The organism is Victivallis lenta, assembly GCF_009695545.1.
GTDB lineage: Bacteria > Verrucomicrobiota > Lentisphaeria > Victivallales > Victivallaceae > Victivallis > Victivallis lenta.
This window is the reverse complement of the sequence record NZ_VUNS01000006.1, coordinates 129,390-147,171: the sequence shown is the minus strand read 5'-3', so window position 1 is coordinate 147,171 and position 17,782 is coordinate 129,390. Positions and strand designations below refer to the sequence as shown.

At 61.6% G+C, this 17,782-nt stretch carries 23 protein-coding genes; 14 read left to right on the top strand and 9 right to left on the bottom strand.

Going from position 1 to position 17,782, the window contains the following annotated elements; genetic code table 11:
* The first annotated feature begins 190 nt into the window (after positions 1 to 190).
* The 5 genes from FYJ85_RS07850 (at position 191) to FYJ85_RS07830 (ending at position 4,419) form a co-directional block, all read left to right on the top strand.
* Entirely contained in the window at positions 191 to 1,351 is a 1,161-nt protein-coding gene (locus tag FYJ85_RS07850; protein ID WP_106052776.1) for an SDR family oxidoreductase, read from the top strand.
* 69 nt (positions 1,352 to 1,420) lie between these two features.
* A complete protein-coding gene (locus FYJ85_RS07845; protein ID WP_206213037.1) occupies positions 1,421 to 2,209 on the top strand; it encodes an amidohydrolase family protein in 789 nt (262 codons plus the stop codon).
* A 91-nt stretch (positions 2,210 to 2,300) separates the two neighbouring features.
* Positions 2,301 to 3,620 (top strand): tetratricopeptide repeat protein, encoded by a 1,320-nt coding sequence (locus FYJ85_RS07840; protein WP_154417730.1) that lies wholly within the window; start codon positions 2,301 to 2,303, stop codon positions 3,618 to 3,620.
* Positions 3,617 to 4,099 carry a hypothetical protein gene (locus tag FYJ85_RS07835; RefSeq protein ID WP_154417728.1) on the top strand — a complete coding sequence of 161 codons (483 nt, stop codon included), beginning with the start codon at positions 3,617 to 3,619 and terminating at the stop codon, positions 4,097 to 4,099. Before FYJ85_RS07840 ends, FYJ85_RS07835 begins: the two co-directional genes overlap by 4 nt.
* A 77-nt stretch (positions 4,100 to 4,176) precedes the next feature.
* The gene (locus FYJ85_RS07830; RefSeq protein WP_106052780.1) at positions 4,177 to 4,419 is read left to right on the top strand and encodes a hypothetical protein; all 243 of its coding nucleotides are present in this window, start codon (positions 4,177 to 4,179) and stop codon (positions 4,417 to 4,419) included.
* 16 nt (positions 4,420 to 4,435) lie between these two features.
* Here FYJ85_RS07830 and FYJ85_RS07825 read toward each other — a convergent pair whose 3' ends face one another.
* From FYJ85_RS07825 to FYJ85_RS07785, 9 genes are read right to left on the bottom strand one after another with little or no spacing between them, the layout of a single operon-like run.
* Positions 4,436 to 5,077 carry a hypothetical protein gene (locus FYJ85_RS07825; RefSeq protein WP_154417726.1) on the bottom strand — a complete coding sequence of 214 codons (642 nt, stop codon included), beginning with the start codon at positions 5,075 to 5,077 and terminating at the stop codon, positions 4,436 to 4,438.
* Positions 5,078 to 5,092: 15 nt separating this feature from the next.
* Complete coding sequence (locus FYJ85_RS07820) at positions 5,093 to 5,524, bottom strand: HIT family protein (protein WP_106052782.1); 432 nt, start codon at positions 5,522 to 5,524, stop codon at positions 5,093 to 5,095.
* Positions 5,525 to 5,527: 3 nt separating this feature from the next.
* The gene (locus FYJ85_RS07815; protein WP_154417724.1) at positions 5,528 to 6,184 is read right to left on the bottom strand and encodes a potassium channel family protein; all 657 of its coding nucleotides are present in this window, start codon (positions 6,182 to 6,184) and stop codon (positions 5,528 to 5,530) included.
* Between the two features lie 11 nt (positions 6,185 to 6,195).
* Positions 6,196 to 7,497: a TrkH family potassium uptake protein gene (locus FYJ85_RS07810; protein WP_106052784.1), complete on the bottom strand. Its 1,302-nt coding sequence runs from the start codon at positions 7,495 to 7,497 to the stop codon at positions 6,196 to 6,198.
* A 39-nt stretch (positions 7,498 to 7,536) separates the two neighbouring features.
* Positions 7,537 to 8,058: an LPS assembly lipoprotein LptE gene (gene lptE / locus FYJ85_RS07805; RefSeq protein ID WP_106052785.1), complete on the bottom strand. Its 522-nt coding sequence runs from the start codon at positions 8,056 to 8,058 to the stop codon at positions 7,537 to 7,539.
* Positions 8,055 to 9,158, bottom strand: coding sequence for an outer membrane protein assembly factor BamD (gene bamD, locus FYJ85_RS07800; protein WP_106052786.1), 1,104 nt, complete (start codon positions 9,156 to 9,158; stop codon positions 8,055 to 8,057). Before bamD ends, lptE begins: the two co-directional genes overlap by 4 nt.
* A 23-nt stretch (positions 9,159 to 9,181) precedes the next feature.
* The gene (locus FYJ85_RS07795; protein ID WP_106052787.1) at positions 9,182 to 10,159 is read right to left on the bottom strand and encodes a KpsF/GutQ family sugar-phosphate isomerase; all 978 of its coding nucleotides are present in this window, start codon (positions 10,157 to 10,159) and stop codon (positions 9,182 to 9,184) included.
* A gap of 28 nt (positions 10,160 to 10,187) precedes the next feature.
* Entirely contained in the window at positions 10,188 to 11,036 is an 849-nt protein-coding gene (hisG, locus tag FYJ85_RS07790; protein WP_106052788.1) for an ATP phosphoribosyltransferase, read from the bottom strand.
* Between the two features lie 21 nt (positions 11,037 to 11,057).
* Positions 11,058 to 11,321, bottom strand: a complete 264-nt coding sequence (locus FYJ85_RS07785; protein ID WP_106052789.1) for a phosphoribosyl-ATP diphosphatase — start codon at positions 11,319 to 11,321, stop codon at positions 11,058 to 11,060.
* A 196-nt stretch (positions 11,322 to 11,517) separates the two neighbouring features.
* Here FYJ85_RS07785 and amrS point away from each other — a divergent pair, with 196 nt between their 5' ends.
* The 9 genes from amrS (at position 11,518) to FYJ85_RS07740 (ending at position 17,782) form a co-directional block, all read left to right on the top strand.
* Positions 11,518 to 12,396, top strand: coding sequence for an AmmeMemoRadiSam system radical SAM enzyme (gene amrS / locus FYJ85_RS07780; protein WP_106052790.1), 879 nt, complete (start codon positions 11,518 to 11,520; stop codon positions 12,394 to 12,396).
* 1 nt (position 12,397) lies between these two features.
* Positions 12,398 to 13,108 carry a SanA/YdcF family protein gene (locus FYJ85_RS07775; protein ID WP_206213036.1) on the top strand — a complete coding sequence of 237 codons (711 nt, stop codon included), beginning with the start codon at positions 12,398 to 12,400 and terminating at the stop codon, positions 13,106 to 13,108.
* 133 nt (positions 13,109 to 13,241) lie between these two features.
* Positions 13,242 to 14,195: an FMN-binding protein gene (locus FYJ85_RS07770; protein WP_106052791.1), complete on the top strand. Its 954-nt coding sequence runs from the start codon at positions 13,242 to 13,244 to the stop codon at positions 14,193 to 14,195.
* Positions 14,192 to 14,884 carry a hypothetical protein gene (locus tag FYJ85_RS07765; protein WP_106052792.1) on the top strand — a complete coding sequence of 231 codons (693 nt, stop codon included), beginning with the start codon at positions 14,192 to 14,194 and terminating at the stop codon, positions 14,882 to 14,884. The genes FYJ85_RS07770 and FYJ85_RS07765 overlap by 4 nt, the downstream gene beginning before the upstream one ends.
* 25 nt (positions 14,885 to 14,909) lie before the next feature.
* Positions 14,910 to 15,725, top strand: coding sequence for a type II secretion system protein (locus tag FYJ85_RS07760; protein ID WP_154417722.1), 816 nt, complete (start codon positions 14,910 to 14,912; stop codon positions 15,723 to 15,725).
* 13 nt (positions 15,726 to 15,738) lie between these two features.
* Positions 15,739 to 16,164, top strand: a complete 426-nt coding sequence (locus FYJ85_RS07755) for a hypothetical protein (RefSeq protein ID WP_154417720.1) — start codon at positions 15,739 to 15,741, stop codon at positions 16,162 to 16,164.
* A 7-nt stretch (positions 16,165 to 16,171) separates the two neighbouring features.
* Positions 16,172 to 16,882 carry a hypothetical protein gene (locus tag FYJ85_RS07750; RefSeq protein ID WP_106052795.1) on the top strand — a complete coding sequence of 237 codons (711 nt, stop codon included), beginning with the start codon at positions 16,172 to 16,174 and terminating at the stop codon, positions 16,880 to 16,882.
* Positions 16,857 to 17,447, top strand: a complete 591-nt coding sequence (locus FYJ85_RS07745) for a MotA/TolQ/ExbB proton channel family protein (RefSeq protein WP_106052796.1) — start codon at positions 16,857 to 16,859, stop codon at positions 17,445 to 17,447. Before FYJ85_RS07750 ends, FYJ85_RS07745 begins: the two co-directional genes overlap by 26 nt.
* Positions 17,444 to 17,782, top strand: coding sequence for a DUF2149 domain-containing protein (locus FYJ85_RS07740; RefSeq protein ID WP_106052797.1), 339 nt, complete (start codon positions 17,444 to 17,446; stop codon positions 17,780 to 17,782). Before FYJ85_RS07745 ends, FYJ85_RS07740 begins: the two co-directional genes overlap by 4 nt.

The window sequence follows — 17,782 nt, the reverse complement described above, 5'->3', positions numbered from 1 at the left end:
CCTCCCCGGCAAACTGTTATTGTAATAAGATAGACCTTGCGCCCTCCAAAATCAAGCCCCGAACCGGTTTTGACGGCGATCTCGGGACTTTTTTTAGGGGGTCTGCTTGAATTCACACGGATTCAGGTGTATAGTCTAAACGTATTTTGCTATTTTGAACGATTGGGTCACAACGAAAAAACCAGGGACTATGAAGAAAATTTTTCTGACCGGCATCACCGGTCTCGTCGGCAGCGCCTTTGTCGTTGCGCTGCTCCGTGAACGGCAGGATTGCGAGTTTGTCTGCCTTGCCCGCAAAAGTGCCGTAAAGAGCGCCCGGCAGAGGACGGAGGAGATCATCCGCGACGAATGCAAATTCGACGGCTGTCCCGAGCTTGCGGACCGGATTCTCTCGAAGGTCAGCGTCATCGAAGGCGATGTGGTCGACCTCGATCCGGTTGAAATGGCGAAAAATCCGCTGCTCGAAGGCGTGAACGTGGTCTTCCACTGCGCGGCCGACGTGAATCTGGGACAGGACCCGACCGGGCGGACGTTCCGCATCAATTACCAGGGCAGCAAAAACATCGTCGAGCTTGCCAAGCTGCTCAAGGTCAAGGAGCTCCATTATGTCGGAACCGCGTATATCGCGGGCAGGCTGGTCGGGCGCGCCATCGAGGACAATCCGATCGACAGCGGCTTCAACAATCCCTATGAAGAGAGCAAGTACAAGGCTGAAATGCTGGTCCGGAATTCGGGAATCCCGTTTTCGATCTACCGGCCGTCGATCATCACCGGGCGCCGCTCGGACGGGCGCATCCGCAAGCCGCTGGCTTTCTACCGCATTCTCGAATTTCTCGGCAAGCTCAAGAGCCATCGCTGCTCGAAGCTCGGCGTTCCGCACGTCCAGCCGGTCAATCTCGGCATCAACTTCGCAACGATCCCGTCCGAGCATGTCTATTTCGTGCCGATCGATTATGTGCAGGAGGCGATTACGGCGCTTTTCCAGCAGCCTGTGGAGAACCGGGCCTACCATGTCACCGGCGAAAGCCCGCTGACCACCCGCCAGATCCAGGACGCGGTCTGCGGCGTGTTGCGACTCGAAGGGGTTTCGATCGACCCGAACGAGGATTCGCCGAACATGGACAACAAGCTCATGAGCCGCTTCCTCGGCGACCTTTTCCCGTATTTCTCGTCGGATATCGTCTTCGACCAGAGCAATGTCCGCAAGGCGCTCGGAGACAAGATCCTCGACTGGGAGTACGGCACGAAGGGGCTTGAGATCCTGATCCGCTCGTACTACAAGGACTATTTCCCGAAGGTCGAATGGCTCCAGAAGCTCGCGGCGACCCCGATGGACGAACCGGTCAAATAAGAAACGTTCCGGTTAATGCACTGCGGGCGGCTTCGGGGTAATTCCCGGAACCGTCCGTTTTCATTTAAAATGGTTATCGATTTTCACGCACATTTCTATCCCGAAAAAGTGGCGGCCAAAGCGCTGGCGGTCTGCGCGGCCAGAATTCCGGCCTGGTCGGACGGAACCCGGAGCGGGCTCGAAGCGTCGATGCGCGAGGCCGGAATCGATCTTGCGGTCGGCCTGACCGTCGTGAACGCCCCCGGGAACAGCACGAACATCAATGCCTGGGCCGTGCGCGAAAACCGGAGGCCGCTCATCATGACCGGCGGCATTCATCCGGACGAGCCGGAACCGCTCCGGACCATCGAAACCGTGGCGGCGGCCGGACTCCCCGGCATCAAAGTCCACCCCGAATACCAGCATTTCCGGTTCGACGAAGAGCGGCTGTTCCCGGTCTGGGAGCGCTGCGAAGAACTCGGGCTCTTCGTCGTGACCCACGCCGGATGGGATGCGATGTTCGATTCCCCCTGCCGGGGCACCCCGGAAAAACTCGCGGAATTTCACCGTCGCTTCCCCGGGGTCAAGCTCATTCTCGCCCACCTCGGCGGACTTGCCATGTGGGATGACGTCGAAAAATACCTGACCGGGCTGCCGGTCTATCTGGATCTGGCCATGGCCTCCCCGGACTATATCGAAGCCGACCGGCTGCTCCGGATCATTCGCGCCCACGGCGCCGGACGCATCCTCTTCGGCACCGACTCTCCGTGGTACGGCCAGAAAGAGCAGCTCGGCTTCATCCGTTCGCTGCCGCTCTCTCCCGCCGAGCAGGAGCAGATTTTCCACCGGAACGCCGCGGAGCTCCTCCGCCTCCCGTAACGCTGCATCCCGCAAAAGCGCTTAGAGCTTATTAGGGATAAGCGCTAAGAAAACCGGCAGCCGGGCGTCATAATTGCAGGAGGGTTCGAAAATGGATCAGGAAACCGGTTGGAAAGAGCTGATGCGGCAGGCAAAAAGCGGGGATGCCGAAGCCCAATGCCGTCTTGGCTGCAAACTCGATTTCGGAGACGACGAAACCGAATGCGATAAAGCGGCTGCCCGAGAGTGGTACCGGCGCGCCGCGGAGCAGGGCAATCTCACCGCAATGAACAACCTCGGCCTTATGCTGAAGAACGGAGAAGGCGGTCCGGCCGATCTCAAAGCCGGGCTGGAACTGCTGTCCCGCGCAGCAGAAGCGGGCGATGAATACGCGCAGCGCAACTGCGGCAAAGCCTGCGAACGGGGAGAGATTCCGGGTGCCGGGCTTGCGGAAGCCGAACGCTGGTACCGGCTGGCGATTGCCGGCGGCCACCGCGAAGCGATTTTCGATCTGGGCTACCTGCTGTCCGATCTTCTCCCCTCCCCGACTGCGGAACAGCTCGCCGAAGCAGCTCAGCTCTACCGGAAGCTGGCCGACGAAGGAGATTGTGAAGCGTGTTACAACCTGGCAGTTCATTATGATTTCGGCAAAGGAGTCCCGGTGAATCACCGGCTGGCGGTCAAATATTACCGGATCGCCGCGGCTCAGGGACATGACATGGCGACCTACAACCTCGGCTGCTCCTATGAACACGGCCGCGGCGTCCGGCAAGACCGCAGAAAAGCGCTCTCCCTTTACCGGCGCGCACTTGAGCTGGGCGATCACTGGGCCTGCGGCAAAATAGCGTACTTTTACTATGAAGGCTGGGGCGGAGTGCGCAAGTCATACCGGAAATCATTCGAATGGAACCGGAATTATTTTCTGAAATTCCGAGACGTGCATGCCGCCTACAATCTCTCGGTTGCCTATTACAGCGGCCGCGGCGTGAAACGGAATCTGCGCAAATCATTCTTATGGACCAAATATGCTTTCACGCACGGTTACAGCAAAAATCTGAACGATCTGGGTTATATGTATCTGAAAGGCATCGGGACGGAGAAGAATCCGGAACGGGCGGAATACTGGCTTGAAAAAGCGGTCGCCGCCAATCCGGACGACGACGATGCGCTTTACAATCTCGGGCTCCTCGCACAGCAGGCAGGCGATTGCCGGAAGGCTGCCGCATACTTCACCCGCGTTCTCGAAATCGATCCCCAAGACCCGTACTCCCACTACCGGCTCGGCCGCATCCGGCTGTTCGGACTCGACGGCTCCCCCGACCCCGCCGCAGCCGGATTTCACCTCGAAGCCGCCCGGAAAAAGCTCGGCTGCGCCCGGCGGCTGCTCAGAAGCAAACGCTTTCAAAGCAGAATGGGAGAAAAAACGGAATGACAACGTCCAGGCAGACAGCGCCGCTCACAATCGCCGCGACAGCGGCAATTCTTCCGCTCTTCTTCTTTCTGCCCGGCCCGGTCGGGCGCCTCAATCCTGCCGGCTGGCCGGTCTGGGTCATGGCGCTTCACTCGATTCCGGCCTACCTCGGAATGATTGCGGCCGGAATCGCCGCCGTCCGCTCGGAACCGCCGGCCAGAACTGCGGCGAATGCGCTCCTGACGCTCGTAATCACGGTTTATTTCACATTTCTGATGTCATTCGGCCTGAACTTCATTCCCGGCTGCGGCCTCTTCGATCTCCAGCTGACGCTGCTGGCACTGCTCGGCACCCTCCTGACCGCTCTGGTGATGGCGGGACTGAGTTTCCGGCCTCCCCTCCGGCCGGTCCGGTACCCGGCCCTGCTGATCGTCCCGGCAATGGCGGCTCAGAGCTGGGTCTATATCGACCTGGTCACCGCGATATGGGCGACGATCTGAGATTCGCCGCTTGCGGAACGGCGTTTGACGCGGTATAGTAAGTCTCTGACTGAAATCCGCAACATAAAACGGGACGAATGGACTTACAGACAATCGACGCGACGACCGTGCTGCTCGCCGCCGGCGCGGCGCTGACCCTGGTCATCATCATCACGCTCGGCATCAAGATCGCCGGCTGCATCTTCACTCTGATGCTGATCTTCCTGCCCGCCGCCATCGCGGGCGGCGCCTGCGGCTATTTCTACAACGAGCAGGCCGGTTTTGCGGCCGCCGTCATCGTCGCGCTGATGATGCTGCTTCTCGTCCGCAAATCCAGATAGCGTCCGGCGGACACCGTTATTCCGGAAAGTCGGGCCTGCCCTCCTGCCGGTATTTCATCAGCGTCAGGCGGATCGTCGCAACGGCATGAAAGAAGGTGACGGTACGCGCCTTCATCGCCTCGTCGGATTTCTCGCCGCCGCCGCTGCCGCTGCCGCTGCTGCCGCCGCGCTGACGGCGGACCCGGTTCACATTGTCGCGCATGACCTCGTCCAGCCACCGTTCGTAATCGGCGATCCTGACATTCGCCATGGTCGGCTTCTCGCGCTTCTTCCTCATCTCCGGCTGGTCTTTGCGGAACTGCTGCTCGTAATCGCGCAGGGAAGTGTATTTGAAGCCGAAGCGGTAATTCTGGGCGGAAAACGGCTCGACCTCCTGAAAAATGGTGCGGATTTTGTTCAGCTCGGTCGTGATGTTCGGGTGACGGCTGCCGTAACGCGACGCGACTTTCTGCACTTCGCGGGCCGTCGCAACGGTCTCGCTGAGCTGTTTCTCCACATCGCGGCGGTAGTCCGAATCGGATTTCATCGCCAGCGCCTTCCAGAAAGCCGGTTCGAGACGGTCCAGCTGGGCGACCAGCGTGTCGAGCCGGTCGCCCTTCGCCGCGAAAGGCAGCAGCGCCAGCAGCAGCGCCGCCATCGTCAAACACGCGCTCCGCATACGCACCTCCTGCCGTCAGGCCTGTTTCGCCGCCGCGGCAAGGCGCTTCGCGATCTTCTCCGCGCAGTCGGCCGCCCGGCCGTCCTCGTAACGCAGCTGCCGCCAGTTCCAGTGAAAGCCGTCCTCGACGCCGCGCGGAATCACGTGCAGATGGGCGTGCATGACCACCTGCCCCGCCGCGGTGCCGTCGGCCAGATGCAGATTGAACGCCTCGAAGTCGAGTTCACGCTTGAGCGCCACGCCGATGCGGGCGCCGATGCGGAACATGCGCCCGGCCGTCTCCTCCGGAATCGTGGCGGAGGACTCGTGGTGCTCCTTCGGGATCACCAGCGTATGCCCGAAATTGATCGGGCCGATATCCAGAAACGCATATACAAGCTCATCCTCGTAAACCTTGAACGACGGGATTTCCCCCTTGACGATCTTGCAGAAGATGCATTCAGCCATTTTTCATTTCTCCTTGAACAGTTCGATAATCGATTTCTGACTGCCGAAAACGGTGAGCTGGTCGCCTTTTTCAAGCAGGGTGTCCGGGGTCATGACCGTCTCCGCCGAGCCGCCCGGCTTGCGCATCAGCAGGACGGTCACGTTGAAACGGTTGCGCAGGTCCAGCTGGCGCAGCGACTGGCCGGAGAGCTGCTCCGGCACCGTAACCTCCGCGATCGCGGAACCTTTGAATTCAAACAGGTCGGTGATGTTGTCCATGGTCAGCCGCCGGGCGAGCCGTTCGGCCACATCCTGCTCGGGCTGGAACACCTCGTCAGCGCCGAGCCGGAACAGAATCCGCTCCTGAATCGTCGTATTCGCCTTGACGATGACCTTGCGGACACCCTCCTGCTTCAGCAGCGTCAGCGCCAGCACCTGGTCCTCGAAGTGCGAACTCATGCCGAGAATCACCGCATCGAATTTGCGCACATTGAGTTCGCGGACGACCTCCTCGTTGCTGACATCGGCGATGATCGCTTCGGTCACCTTGTCGCGCAGGTCGTCCACCCGCTGCTGGTCGATATCCACCACCAGAACCGTGTTGCCCGCCCTGGCGAGGGCGACCGCCAGCTTCGCCCCGAACGAGCCGAGCCCGAGCACCGCATAATGATTCCTTGCCATATGTCAAACTCCTAACCTATGATGATGCGCTCTTCCGGATAGCGCAGCCGCCGCTTCTTCTCCCGGCTGAGCAGGAACAGCATTACCGTGAACGGCCCGATGCGGCCGACGAACATATAACACGCCAGATAGATCTTGCCGAACGAAGTCAGGCTCGAAGTCGCCCCCGTCGACAGCCCGGTCGTGCTGATCGCCGACGCGGATTCGAAGAAGCACTCCATCATCGCAAACCGTTCCGGCGTCAGCATGTGCAGGAAAATCGCCCCGGCGCAGGTCAGCAGGATGAAGGTCACGATGATCGTGTAGGCGCGCAGGACGTTCGCAATCGGGATCGTCCGCTTGAACATCTGCACATCCGCATTGCCCTTGAAGGTTCCGATGATCGAAGAGACGGCCAGAGCGACGGTGCTGACCTTCATGCCGCCCGCCGTCGACCCCGGCGCGCCGCCGATCAGCATCAGGATGATGATCAGCGTCAGGCTCTCCGCCGGCAGTTCACCGATATCCACCGAATTGAATCCGGCGGTCCGCGCCGTGACAGACTGAAAAAACGCGTCGTACCAGCTGAGGCCGGTCTCCCGCACATAGCCGTTCAGCCACAGGAGCACGGTTCCGGCGGCAATCAGGATCAGCGTTGCGACAAGCACGACCCGGGAATGGACCCGGAGCCGGTACTGCTTGTGCCGGAACACCATCAGCAAATCGTAAATCACATAGACGCCGAGTCCGCCGAGGATGATCAGCCCGGCAACCGTCATCTGAGTCCAGCGGGTCTGTCCGATCAGGCTGTCCGGGAACGGGGAGAGCCCGGCGTTGCAGAACGCCGAGACCGCATGAAAAAAAGAGTACCAGACCGCTTCGGGCAATGGATACTTCGCCCAGAAACCGGGCAGCAGCAGAAAGAAACCGATGCCTTCGCTGACCAGCGTATACTGAATGACCGTCCGGGTCAGTCCCTCCGTGCCGCGCAGGGAAAAATTGTCCGAGAGGTTCGAGATCAGCAGCGTGTTGCTGAACGACAGCCCGCGCCCGATCAGCAGCAGGATCGAAGCAGAGAGCGTCATGATGCCGATGCCGCCGAGCTGGATCAGCCCGAGGATGACCAGCTGCCCGAAAAGCGTGAATTTACCGGTCGCCACAGACGACAGCCCCGTTACGCAAACCGCGCTCGTGGCCGTGAAATAGGCGTCCACCCAGGCCAGATGGCCATGAAAAGCCCACGGGAGCTTCAGCAGGAGCGTTCCGCAGAAAATCAGCGCGGCAAACGACAGGATAAACAGCGACTGCCCTTTTTTGGCAAAACCGATCACCATATTAACAAACGCGCCCCTTCCTCTCCGCCGGAAACGCCTTTACCACCCTTCGGTAAACGAGGATACGACATTTTTAGACGCATCGTAGGCGGCCTGCCGGACGCCGTTGAGCCGGCCGATCATCTGGTCCGGGCCGGTCTCGAAATTCGCGGTGCCGGTGACCTTCCTCGCCGCGACCAGCGGCTGCACCCGCCCCGGAATGATGACCGAATATTCGATCGTCAGGGTGACGCTCCACTCGTTCGGCAGGAAAATATCGTCCCGGTCCTTGTCGTTTTTCGCCCACGACACCTCGGCGAAACGCACGTCGGTCACCCGGGCATAGACGATGCAGTCCGCCTCCTTCTCGTCGACGAGCTTCAGCGAACCGTCGACCATAAAACGTTCGCAGAGCAGATTGCGGACCTGCGCGGTCAGATTGTATTCGACCGTCTCGTTCTGGACCGGAGCGACCGCCACGGTTTTGATCTGCGGATGCATGAGACTCCCGACCCGGTATCCGCATCCGCCGCAGACAACCAGCAGAAACGCCGCCAGCGCGGCCAGATGAATCTTCCTCATTTCGCCTCCCCTTTTCCGGTCGCCACGGCGGGCGGATCATCTTTCTTCCCGAGCCCGAGATCGTAGACCGGCAGCAGATATTTGCGGTTTCCGCGGCCCGGAACAATCAGCAGCTTGCCGGACTCCTCCGGCAGTTTGTAGGCCGGATAGCGCTGCAGCCGCGGCTCGGCGCCGACCTGGAAATCGTCGGGGACGAAGCTCTTGTCGAGCTCCACCAGGCGGCGTTCGGAATCCGCGGCGGCCCCGGTGTCGGGAAACTCCTTCAGAATCCGGGCCAGATAACGTTCGGCCGCCTCCCTGCGCCCGGAACTTTCATAGAAATCGGCGATCGTCAGCAGCCGTTCCGCCTGAATGTCGCGGCTCTGCGCAAGGATCGTGCGCACAAAGTCATTCTCCGGCGCATCGGGATATTTGTTCTGGAACTCCCGGAACACGTCGTAGGCCTCGCGCGCATAGCGCGCGTCGCCGTCGCCGCGGCGGGAGAGCTCGAAAAGCCCGTTGCCGAGCGCAAGGTAGGCCAGCTCGCACTCGGGCGAATCCGGAAACTCCTGAATGATCCGGCGCAGCTCGGCGAGAGACTCCTTCACCTCGCCTTTCTGGTCGAGCAGATAGGCCAGCCGGAGCCGGGCCTGCGGCGCGCGCTCCGAAAACGGCGCGCGCTCAAGCGCCTTGCGGTAAATCTCGATGCTCTTGTCGTCGCCGACCAGCCACGGAATCCAGCGCAAACTCCAGAACGCCGGTTCGCGGACGCCGTCGTCGTACATCTTCGCGAGCGCATACTCCCGGTCGATCAGCGAAACGAAATCGGCATACTCCGGATACTCGGTCAGCATCCGCTCAATCGCTTCGAACTCCTGGTACGGCAGCCCGCACATCTGCAGCGCGGCGATCCGGGCGCGGAGCGCGTTGGACTTCACCACCGCCGAATCGGCGTACAATTCGGCGTCTTCGAATCTCTTCGAAGCCGTGCGGTAGTCCTCCTTCTCATACGCCTCGCGGCCGAGCCGGTAACTGTCGGTCGCCTCCCGGTCGTCCGCCCGCAGCGCGAACGAACCGACCAGAAAAACCGCGACCAGCATCCAGCGTCTGCAATTGTCCATGCTGCCTCCGAATTCCGGAAAATTTACATCAGTTTCAAGCCGGGCAGATCCTGCACATCGATAAAGCCGGCGACACGGTCGTCGTCGTCAAGAACCACGATATCGTCGATATGGCGGCTCTCGAGCACCTTCAGCACCTCAACCGCCAGCTGTCCGGCATGGACCGCCACCGGGTGCGGCGTCATGACTTCGCTCATGGCGCGCTCCAGTACCGACATATCCTTCTCGGCCCAGCGGCGGAAATCGCCGTCGGTGAAGATTCCGAGCAGCCGGCGATCGCCATCCTCGATGATCGCCGAGCCGCAGCGCGCGCCGCTCATGCGGATGATCGCGTCGCGGACCGTCGCCTCGGCGCAGACGATCGCCGAACGGTCGCGCCCGCGCATGATATCTCCCGCCCGCAGCGTCACCATCCGGCCGATCGCCCCGCCCGGATGAAGCCGGCCGTAATCGCTCTTCGTAAAACCGTGCTCGTCGAGCAGCACCATGGCCAGGGCATCGCCGAGCACCAGCAGCGCGGTCGTCGTCGTGGTCGGCGCGAGATTGAACGGACAAGCCTCTTTCGGCACCGGCATTTCGACCACGAGGTCGCTCATCCGGCCGAGGCTCGACGTCCGGCTGGCGGTGATCGAAACGAGCTCGACCCCGAGCCGCTTCGCCGGAGTCAGCACAACGAGCAGCTCCTCGGTCTCCCCCGAATACGACAGCGCGATCAGGAGGTCGTTCTTCTGCATGATGCCGAGGTCGCCGTGACGCGCCTCCACCGGGTGCATGAACACCGCCGGGGAGCCGACGCTCGACAGCGTCGCCGCGATCTTCTTGCCGATATACCCGCTCTTGCCGACGCCGGTCAGGACCAGCTTTCCGCCGGACGAAAGCGTCCGCATGCAGCGATCGACCAGCGCCTCGAAGGATTCGCCGAGATTGTCCCGCACCGCGTTGACGCCGCAGACTTCGGTATCGAACACTTCGCGGGCCCGCTCAAGAATCGTCTTTTTCATTTTCGAACCGTCTTCCTTCCCGATATGCTCAAAGCCGGCAGGAGCGGATATCCGTCACGATAATTCCGCGCGCGCCGATTTCATAAAGCTCGTCCATGATCCGGTTGCACTCCTTGCGGAGCACCATCGACTTGACGGCGACCCAGTCCGGATTCGACAGCGGCGCGACGGTCGGCGACTCGATTCCGGGAGTGATCGAACAGGCCGCCTCGAGCGCCGAGCGCGGAATGTCGTACTCCATCATCGCATAGCTGCCGGCGACGATGATGCCGCGCAGCCGCGCAATGAGCTTTTTCACCTCGTGACACTCCTGCAGCTCCGGCGAGCGCCCGATCAGGACGGCTTCGGAGCAGAGCATCGGTTCTCCGGTCACCACCAGCCCGGCCTCGGTCAGCGTCGCGCCGGACTCGACCACGTCGGCGATCGCATCCGCCACGCCGAGGCGGATCGAAATCTCGACCGCACCGTCGAGACGGACGATCGGGCACTTCAGATTCCGCTTCTCGAGGTTCCGGCGCAGCAGCTCGGGATACGAGGTCGCGATGCGCAGCCCGCCGAGCTTTTCGACGGTCAGCCCCGACTCCTTCGGGACCGCGAAGCAGAAGCGCGAACGGCCGAAGCCGAGCGGAAAGAGCTCGATGACGTCGGCGCCGCTGTCCTCCTTCAGGTCGCGCCCGGTAATGCCGAGGTCGAGGACCCCGTCGCCGACGTAGAGCGCGATGTCGCGCGGACGCAGAAAAACGAAATCAATGTCGTTCACGCGGTCGCTGACCACGAGCTCCCGGCCGGAGCGGGAGCACTTGTAGCCCGCTTCGCCGAGCAGGCGGACGGCGTCCTCGGAAAGAGCGCCCTTGTTCGGTATCGCCAATTTCAGCATGATAAAGCAGTATCCTGGGTTTTAGAGGTATCTGTAAACGTCTTCGAGCTCGAGATCATTCGCGATCATCATGACCTGCAGGTGGTAGAGCAGCTGGGAAATCTCCTCGGCGGTCTTTTCGCGCCCCTCGTATTCGGCGGCCATCCAGACCTCTCCGGCCTCTTCGACCACCTTTTTCCCGATAAAATGCTTGCCGCGGTTCAACTCCCTGACCGTCCCGGATTCGGGATCGGCGGCGGCGGCCTTCGCTTTCAGCTCTTCGAACAACCCATCAAATGTTTTCATCTGCGGTATTTCCCTGTCTCAAAATATATGGTTCCGTCACGGCGGATAATATAGCCCCGCACCATCCAAAAAGCAACAACATCCGTCGAGACTTTCCGAAAAGCGCAACATTTTTCCTCTTTTCCGGCTCCCGGGGGTTGAAAAAAACCGGAAGCCGGATTATTTTCCGGGATGATTCAGATACGGAGGACACCCGATGCCGGACAATCCCGCCAGATTCTACACCCGGCTCCCGGAGGGAGCGGTGCGCTGCGATCTCTGCCCGCGGCGCTGCGTAATCACGCCCGGGGGCGCCGGCTGGTGCCGGATGCGCTGCAACGCGGCGGGCGAACTGCATGCGCTCTCCTACGCCCGGCCGGCCGCCGTCGCAATCGATCCGATCGAGAAGAAACCGCTCATGAACTTCCTGCCCGGCACCCGGACGCTTTCGCTCGGCGCATTCGGCTGCAACCTCGACTGCTGCTTCTGCCAGAACAGCTCGCTTTCGCACGGAACCTACAACGCGAACGGCGACTGGAGAATCCTGACGCCGCGCGAGACGGTTTCGCTCGCGGCGGCAAACGACTGCCCGTCGATCTCGCTGACCTACAACGAGCCGACCCTCTGGATCGAATACGCGATGGATATCGCGAAGCTGGCGCGCGCGTCGGGTCTCAGAACCGTACTGGTCACCAACGGCTTCATCGAGCCGGAACCGGCACGCGCGCTTTATCCGCTCGTCGATGCCGCCAACATCGACGTCAAGGGGTTCAGCGAGGAGTTCTACGAGTCGATGTGCGGCGGATCGCTCGCGCCGGTCAGAACCGCCTGCGAAATCTTTAAAAACGAGGCCGGCGGCCACCTTGAGCTGACCAATCTCGTGATTCCGGGGCGGAACGATTCGCCGGAGCAGCAGGAGGCGTATCTGGACTGGGTCGAAGCGGCCCTCGGGACCGATACCCCGCTGCACTTCAACGCATATTTTCCGGCCTACCACTACCGGCAGAGCCCGCGGACTCCGGCCGCGCTTCTGCACGCACTCCGCGACCGGGCGCTCGAACGCGGTTTCCGGAACGTCCGGCTCGGGAATATCTGAGATGACGATGCGCGGCATCCGCGAACAGCTCCGGCGCCTTCCGCGCCGCCGCTTCATCCGCTTCGCATCGGCGGGAGCAGCGCTCCTCTGCCTGGGCGCCGCATCGCTGATTCTTCATGCGCACGCCGTCGTCGAACGCTGCGGCAGCCGGGTCAGCGACAGCATCGACGCAATCGAGCCGCGCGAAGTCGGCCTCCTGCTCGGCACCGCACCGGACGGCCGTTACGGACCGAACGCCTACTTCCAATACCGCATCGAAGCGGCTGCCGCACTCTATCACGCCGGAAAGGTCCGCAAGATCATCGTCTCCGGCGACAACAGCCGGAAGGAGTACAACGAACCGGCCGCCATGCGCCGGGCGCTCGAGAAAAAAGGCGTGAAGCCGGAAGACATCTTCGAGGATTTCGCCGGATTCCGCACCCTCGATTCGGTCAGCCGCGCCCGCCGGGTGTTCGGGCAGACCCGGCTCACCATCATCTCCCAGGAGTTCCACTGCAAACGCGCGCTGTATCTCGCCGGGCACCACGGCATCGACGCGATCGGCTTCGCCGCGCGCGACGTCGCACAGAAGCGGTTCCGGCTCCGCAACCACCTGCGCGAAGCCTTTTCCCGTGTGCTCGCGCTCCTCGACGTCGCCATCGGACGAGAACCGCATTTTCTCGGCGAACCAGTTCCGGTGAGCACCGCGAAAAACGGCCTCAAAGAAAATTAGATTAATCTAATAATACGCTATTGCATTTTTCTCTTCCGCAACTATATTATGCAGAAGCAGTCGAAGAACGACTGTTTTTTTAACGCAAACAAAATTAGACCAAACTAATACAAAAGCCAAAAGAACCGGGTTGATGAAGCATAAAGCGACATTGCTGCTGGCCGCGGGGACACTGCTGTTCGCCACCGCGGGAACGAAAGGTAACGGGCCGTCACTCGACGTACCGGCGGAATTCCGCACCGGACTGCTCAAGCTGTTTCCAGCCTGCGAATCCGTCACTGCCGCCGACGCATTCACATATCGGCTGCTCGACGGTTCCGGCAAAGAGCTCGGAAAACTCCACCTCGAGGACGCCGCGCGCTTTCCGCGCACCGACGGTTACGGCGGCAGCATCGAGGTCGGCGTCGTCACCGGCGCGGACGGCCGGATTGCGGGAGTCCTGCCCGGCAAAAACCGCGAAACGCCCGCCTATCTGGCCCGTCTGTCCCGCATGAAGTTCTTCCGTCGCTGGAACGGCCTCAAACTCGCCGAAGCCGCCGAAAAGAAAGTCGACACCGTGACCCGTGCGACTTACAGCAGCCGCGCCGTCATCGCCGGAGTCCGCAATGCCGCCAGGACCGCGCTCGCCCCGAAACCGGCGGCGCAGAGCAACCCGGCGGCCATGCGGTTGCCGCAATTCGACGGCCAACTGAAAAAATTGTTCCCGGATTACGCGGAACTGCTGCCGTGCGGCGGCCCCGACTGCCGGATTCTCGCCGCCGACGGAACCGAACTCGGCATGCTGCTGCTCGAAAACGGCGATACGGAACGCACCACCGCTTTCGCGGACACCATCGAGCTCGCCCTCGCGCTCCGGGCGGACGGCACCGTCGCCGGCATATTGATCGGCGCCAATCAGGAGACGCCGGCCTATCTGGATTTCGTCCGCGAAGACCCGTTCTTCAGCAGCTGGAACGGCCTGACGCCGAAGCAGGCGCTGTTCCGCGAAGTCGATGCGGTGACCGGCGCGACTTACAGCAGCCGCGCGATCCGGGCCGGAGTCCGCCGGATCGCCGAACGATACCTGACCCGGGAGGTGAACCAATGATGTTTCTGCCGCTGCTGATCGGCGCCGCCGTCGCCGCCGCCCCTGCCCCCGCCCGTCCTGAAACCGATGCGGGAAAGCTCGCCGCCGCGCCGGCGGCCGCGCACAGGCCGTACGACTTCCGCGAAGAGGAAGAGCAGAACGAATTCCGCCGGATGAAGGAGCTGCTCGAAAACGATACGCCGGAGTCGGCAGCCGAACTCCGCGCGATCCTGACCCGGCAGCTCGAACGCGAAATCGCCTTCACCGCCGCTCGCCGGACCTACTTCGAAGCCAAATGCCAGCGGGCCGAACATTCCGTGAAGGCGTGGAAGAGCGACCCTGATCGCGTTGTCGAAAATCACCTGAAAACGGTCCTCGCCTCCGCCGCCATGAGCGGCGGCGGACACGGCAGGGCGGTTCCCGGCGTCCGGCGCCCGGTTCACAACTCAGAGACGCTCGAGGCGGAGCGGAGCTTCCGCAAAACCGCCGCAGAATACCGCAAAACCGGCGATGAAGCGCTTCTCGGCCGACTCCGCAGCGACATCCGCCGCGAAATGGAGCGCCGGGCCGAAGAGACGCCGCGGCGGCTGCCGGAGCTCCGCAAGGCGGCCGAGCGCGCCGGCGCCCGCCTCGCATATCTGAAATCGCGGAAAAATGAAATCATCGAGCAGAGAGTGAAGCATCTGTTCGAAATTGCCCGGAAACCTTAACAATCATTTACATAAAGGAAAAACCATGTCACAAAAAATCAGATTCACACTGATCGAACTGCTGGTGGTGATCGCGATCATCGGCATCCTGGCCGGGATGCTGCTGCCGGCGCTGGCGCAGGCGCGCGAAACCGGCAAGCGCGCGAGCTGCATCTCGAACGTCAAACAGATCGCGCTGGCCAACACCCAGTACGCCGGCGACAACGGCGGCTACTCCAGCCCGTACAGCGTCGGCTCGATGGGAGCCGGAACCTACTGGTGCGGCAAATATGTCTCCGGCGGTTACGACTACACCGACCGCGAAGGCTTCCTCGTACCGTACGCAGGCGGCAACGGCCGCGTTTTCGTCTGCCCGAACATCAAGGCGTATGAGAACGTCGATGTGAGCGACATCACGAAAATCCAGACCGGCGGCGGATACGGCTACAACGGCTACTGGCTCGGCGGATACGGCGTCGGAACCTCGAAACCGAAGATGCCGCAGCCGAAGCTGAGTTCGGTCAGGGATCCGTCGAAGGTCATCGCCTTCGGCGACAACGGCCGCGTGCTCTCCGGCGGCAGCATGGGCAGCGGCTTCAATCCGGCCTCGATCATGTATCCGCGCGTGCTCGGCTCGAACGGCGCCTCCTACGGCGACGACGGTTCGATCCACTTCCGCCACGCCCGCGCCGCGAACCTCGGCTGGGTCGACGGCCACGCCACGGTCGAAAACCTGAGCCACGGCTTCCTCGGCAGCTCCGAGACCCACAAAAGCCTGCTGATCGGCTTCTTCGGCACAAAAGACGAGGATTTCTATCGCACCGACGGCCTGCGGGAGTACAGGGAAGTACCGAAACAGTAATGGAGATCCGGCCATGAACAGCAAAGCGAAACTGATTCTCGGAGTCGTCCTCCTCGCCGCGGCGGTGGTCCTGTTCTGCCGGCACTTCTCCCCGACGGTGCCGGACGAGGCGCGGACCGTGGCGGTTGCGGCGGGCACCGAAAGCGCCGCGAAGGAGTTTGCACAGAAACTCCGCGACATCGCTTCGCGCGACGACTCGAAGGAGTTCGGCGCCCTCTGCGCCCGGCGGTCCGACGTGAACATGCCGGACTACTACCGCTCGGTACAGTCGATGGATGCCGCGGCGGAATTTCTCAAAGCCGAAGCGAACAAGACCGATCCCTGCATCCTGAACGTCTATTTCCGGAACCCGGACGGCAGACGCTTTCACTACACGATCGACAGCAGGGGCGACGGCGGCCGGTTCCGCTTCCTGACCTGCTACATTTATAAAGAGTGATCCCATCATGACGCTTTTCATCTCCGCCGTGCTGATTGCGGCGGCTTTTCAAAGTTTCTGCAAGCTCGCGCTTCTGCCGCGCCGCTGGGAACTCCTGACGGCCCTGCTGCTTATGCCGCTGCCCTTCTTCTTCGAAGGGCGGATCGCACGCACCAGTCTCGTCGGGATCGACACGGCCCTCTCCGGCGCGGAAACGCTCGAAAGCTGGTGTGCGCTCGTCGTCATCCAGGAGCTGTTTTCGCTGATGGCCGGATTCTCGCTTCTCGCGGAACACGAATCCGGCGAACGGGTCAAGCGGTGGAAATACGCGGTGTTTCTGCCGTCCGCACTGCTTCCGGCCGGCGTGTTCTATCTGCAGATGCGGCTTTTCAACGAATTTCCGAACTTCGAGTTCCGGACCATCACCGTCTGGCTTGCCGTTCTGCTGCCCGCGGCCGGAATCGCGGTGTCGGAGCTGACCCGGCTGCTGCGGCGCGACCGCGAAGCGCGGATTCTCTCCGTCCTGCACGTCGAATGGGTTCTGATCCTCGGCGCGATTTTCCTGCCGGTCGCGGCGAATGCGCGGCTGATTCCCGCCGCCGGGGACGAGAATCATTTCGACTCGCTGTGCGTATTCGGGCTGCTCGCCGTCCCGGTTTTTCTGAGTATGATTTTCTTTACGGTCTATTTAACATATAAAAGGAAGAAGTGCCATGTCCACCGTCACCCAAATTCTTAACTGGATCTCCAACAGCCTGCTCCTGCCGGTCATCGTGCTGCTGCTCGCGGCGATGGTCGCCTCGCTGGTCTCGCTGGGAGGATTCTTCTCGACCTATCTCGTGCTGCTCCAGCAGCGCCGGAAACGGAGCGAGCTCCTGAAAAAGATCCGCCGGTCACCCGAACTCGATCCGGCGGACTTTGATGAAGGGAGCATCTTCGGCTGCCACCTCGCCGAACTCAATGCACTCGGCTGGGACGAGCTCGAATGCGAAAAACGGATCGCCGAAATCCGGCAGGGATACGAACGCGAACTCGAACGCGCCAAGTTCCTGACCAAAGTCGGCCCGATGCTCGGACTCATGGGCACACTGATCCCGATGGGCCCCGCGCTGGCCGGCCTCGCCTCGGGCAACATCGGCGAAATGGCCTACAACATGCAGATCGCTTTCGCCACCACCGTGGTCGGCTGTCTCGTCGCCGGAGTCGGGCTGCTGGTCTACTCCGTCAAGCGGCACTGGTATACGGAGGAGATTTCGAATCTCCAGTATGTCCTCGATCGCCACCTCGAAAGGGCCGCGAAATGAGAAAACGCCGCTATGACGATCTGTTTCGAGACGAGGACGAGGTCGATCCGCGTTCCAGCCTGATGAACCTCTTCGATGTGGCGATGGTGTTCGCCGTGGCGCTGATGGTCGCCTTCGCGATCCAGAGCCGCATGACCGAATTCCTGACCGCCGAGGACGCGACGTTCGTCAAGAACGCCGGCAAGCCGGATATGGAGATCATCATCAAGAAAGACAACAAAGTGACCCGCTACAAGTCCGAAAAAGCCGAAGGCACCGGCAAGGGACAGCGCGTCGGCATCGCCTACCGCCTCGAATCCGGCGAAATCATCTACGTTCCCGAAGGAGAAAACTGA

Bases quoted from the DNA above. Each gene is read 5' to 3' on its own strand.
- FYJ85_RS07850 (WP_106052776.1), top strand. From the start codon at position 191: ATGAAGAAAATTTTTCTGACCGGCATCACCGGTCTCGTCGGCAGCGCC.
- FYJ85_RS07845 (WP_206213037.1), top strand. From the start codon at position 1,421: ATGGTTATCGATTTTCACGCACATTTCTATCCCGAAAAAGTGGCGGCC.
- FYJ85_RS07840 (WP_154417730.1), top strand. From the start codon at position 2,301: ATGGATCAGGAAACCGGTTGGAAAGAGCTGATGCGGCAGGCAAAAAGC.
- FYJ85_RS07835 (WP_154417728.1), top strand. From the start codon at position 3,617: ATGACAACGTCCAGGCAGACAGCGCCGCTCACAATCGCCGCGACAGCG.
- FYJ85_RS07830 (WP_106052780.1), top strand. From the start codon at position 4,177: ATGGACTTACAGACAATCGACGCGACGACCGTGCTGCTCGCCGCCGGC.
- FYJ85_RS07825 (WP_154417726.1), bottom strand. From the start codon at position 5,077: ATGCGGAGCGCGTGTTTGACGATGGCGGCGCTGCTGCTGGCGCTGCTG.
- FYJ85_RS07820 (WP_106052782.1), bottom strand. From the start codon at position 5,524: ATGGCTGAATGCATCTTCTGCAAGATCGTCAAGGGGGAAATCCCGTCG.
- FYJ85_RS07815 (WP_154417724.1), bottom strand. From the start codon at position 6,184: ATGGCAAGGAATCATTATGCGGTGCTCGGGCTCGGCTCGTTCGGGGCG.
- FYJ85_RS07810 (WP_106052784.1), bottom strand. From the start codon at position 7,497: ATGGTGATCGGTTTTGCCAAAAAAGGGCAGTCGCTGTTTATCCTGTCG.
- lptE (WP_106052785.1), bottom strand. From the start codon at position 8,058: ATGAGGAAGATTCATCTGGCCGCGCTGGCGGCGTTTCTGCTGGTTGTC.
- bamD (WP_106052786.1), bottom strand. From the start codon at position 9,158: ATGGACAATTGCAGACGCTGGATGCTGGTCGCGGTTTTTCTGGTCGGT.
- FYJ85_RS07795 (WP_106052787.1), bottom strand. From the start codon at position 10,159: ATGAAAAAGACGATTCTTGAGCGGGCCCGCGAAGTGTTCGATACCGAA.
- hisG (WP_106052788.1), bottom strand. From the start codon at position 11,036: ATGCTGAAATTGGCGATACCGAACAAGGGCGCTCTTTCCGAGGACGCC.
- FYJ85_RS07785 (WP_106052789.1), bottom strand. From the start codon at position 11,321: ATGAAAACATTTGATGGGTTGTTCGAAGAGCTGAAAGCGAAGGCCGCC.
- amrS (WP_106052790.1), top strand. From the start codon at position 11,518: ATGCCGGACAATCCCGCCAGATTCTACACCCGGCTCCCGGAGGGAGCG.
- FYJ85_RS07775 (WP_206213036.1), top strand. From the start codon at position 12,398: ATGACGATGCGCGGCATCCGCGAACAGCTCCGGCGCCTTCCGCGCCGC.
- FYJ85_RS07770 (WP_106052791.1), top strand. From the start codon at position 13,242: ATGAAGCATAAAGCGACATTGCTGCTGGCCGCGGGGACACTGCTGTTC.
- FYJ85_RS07765 (WP_106052792.1), top strand. From the start codon at position 14,192: ATGATGTTTCTGCCGCTGCTGATCGGCGCCGCCGTCGCCGCCGCCCCT.
- FYJ85_RS07760 (WP_154417722.1), top strand. From the start codon at position 14,910: ATGTCACAAAAAATCAGATTCACACTGATCGAACTGCTGGTGGTGATC.
- FYJ85_RS07755 (WP_154417720.1), top strand. From the start codon at position 15,739: ATGAACAGCAAAGCGAAACTGATTCTCGGAGTCGTCCTCCTCGCCGCG.
- FYJ85_RS07750 (WP_106052795.1), top strand. From the start codon at position 16,172: ATGACGCTTTTCATCTCCGCCGTGCTGATTGCGGCGGCTTTTCAAAGT.
- FYJ85_RS07745 (WP_106052796.1), top strand. From the start codon at position 16,857: ATGTCCACCGTCACCCAAATTCTTAACTGGATCTCCAACAGCCTGCTC.
- FYJ85_RS07740 (WP_106052797.1), top strand. From the start codon at position 17,444: ATGAGAAAACGCCGCTATGACGATCTGTTTCGAGACGAGGACGAGGTC.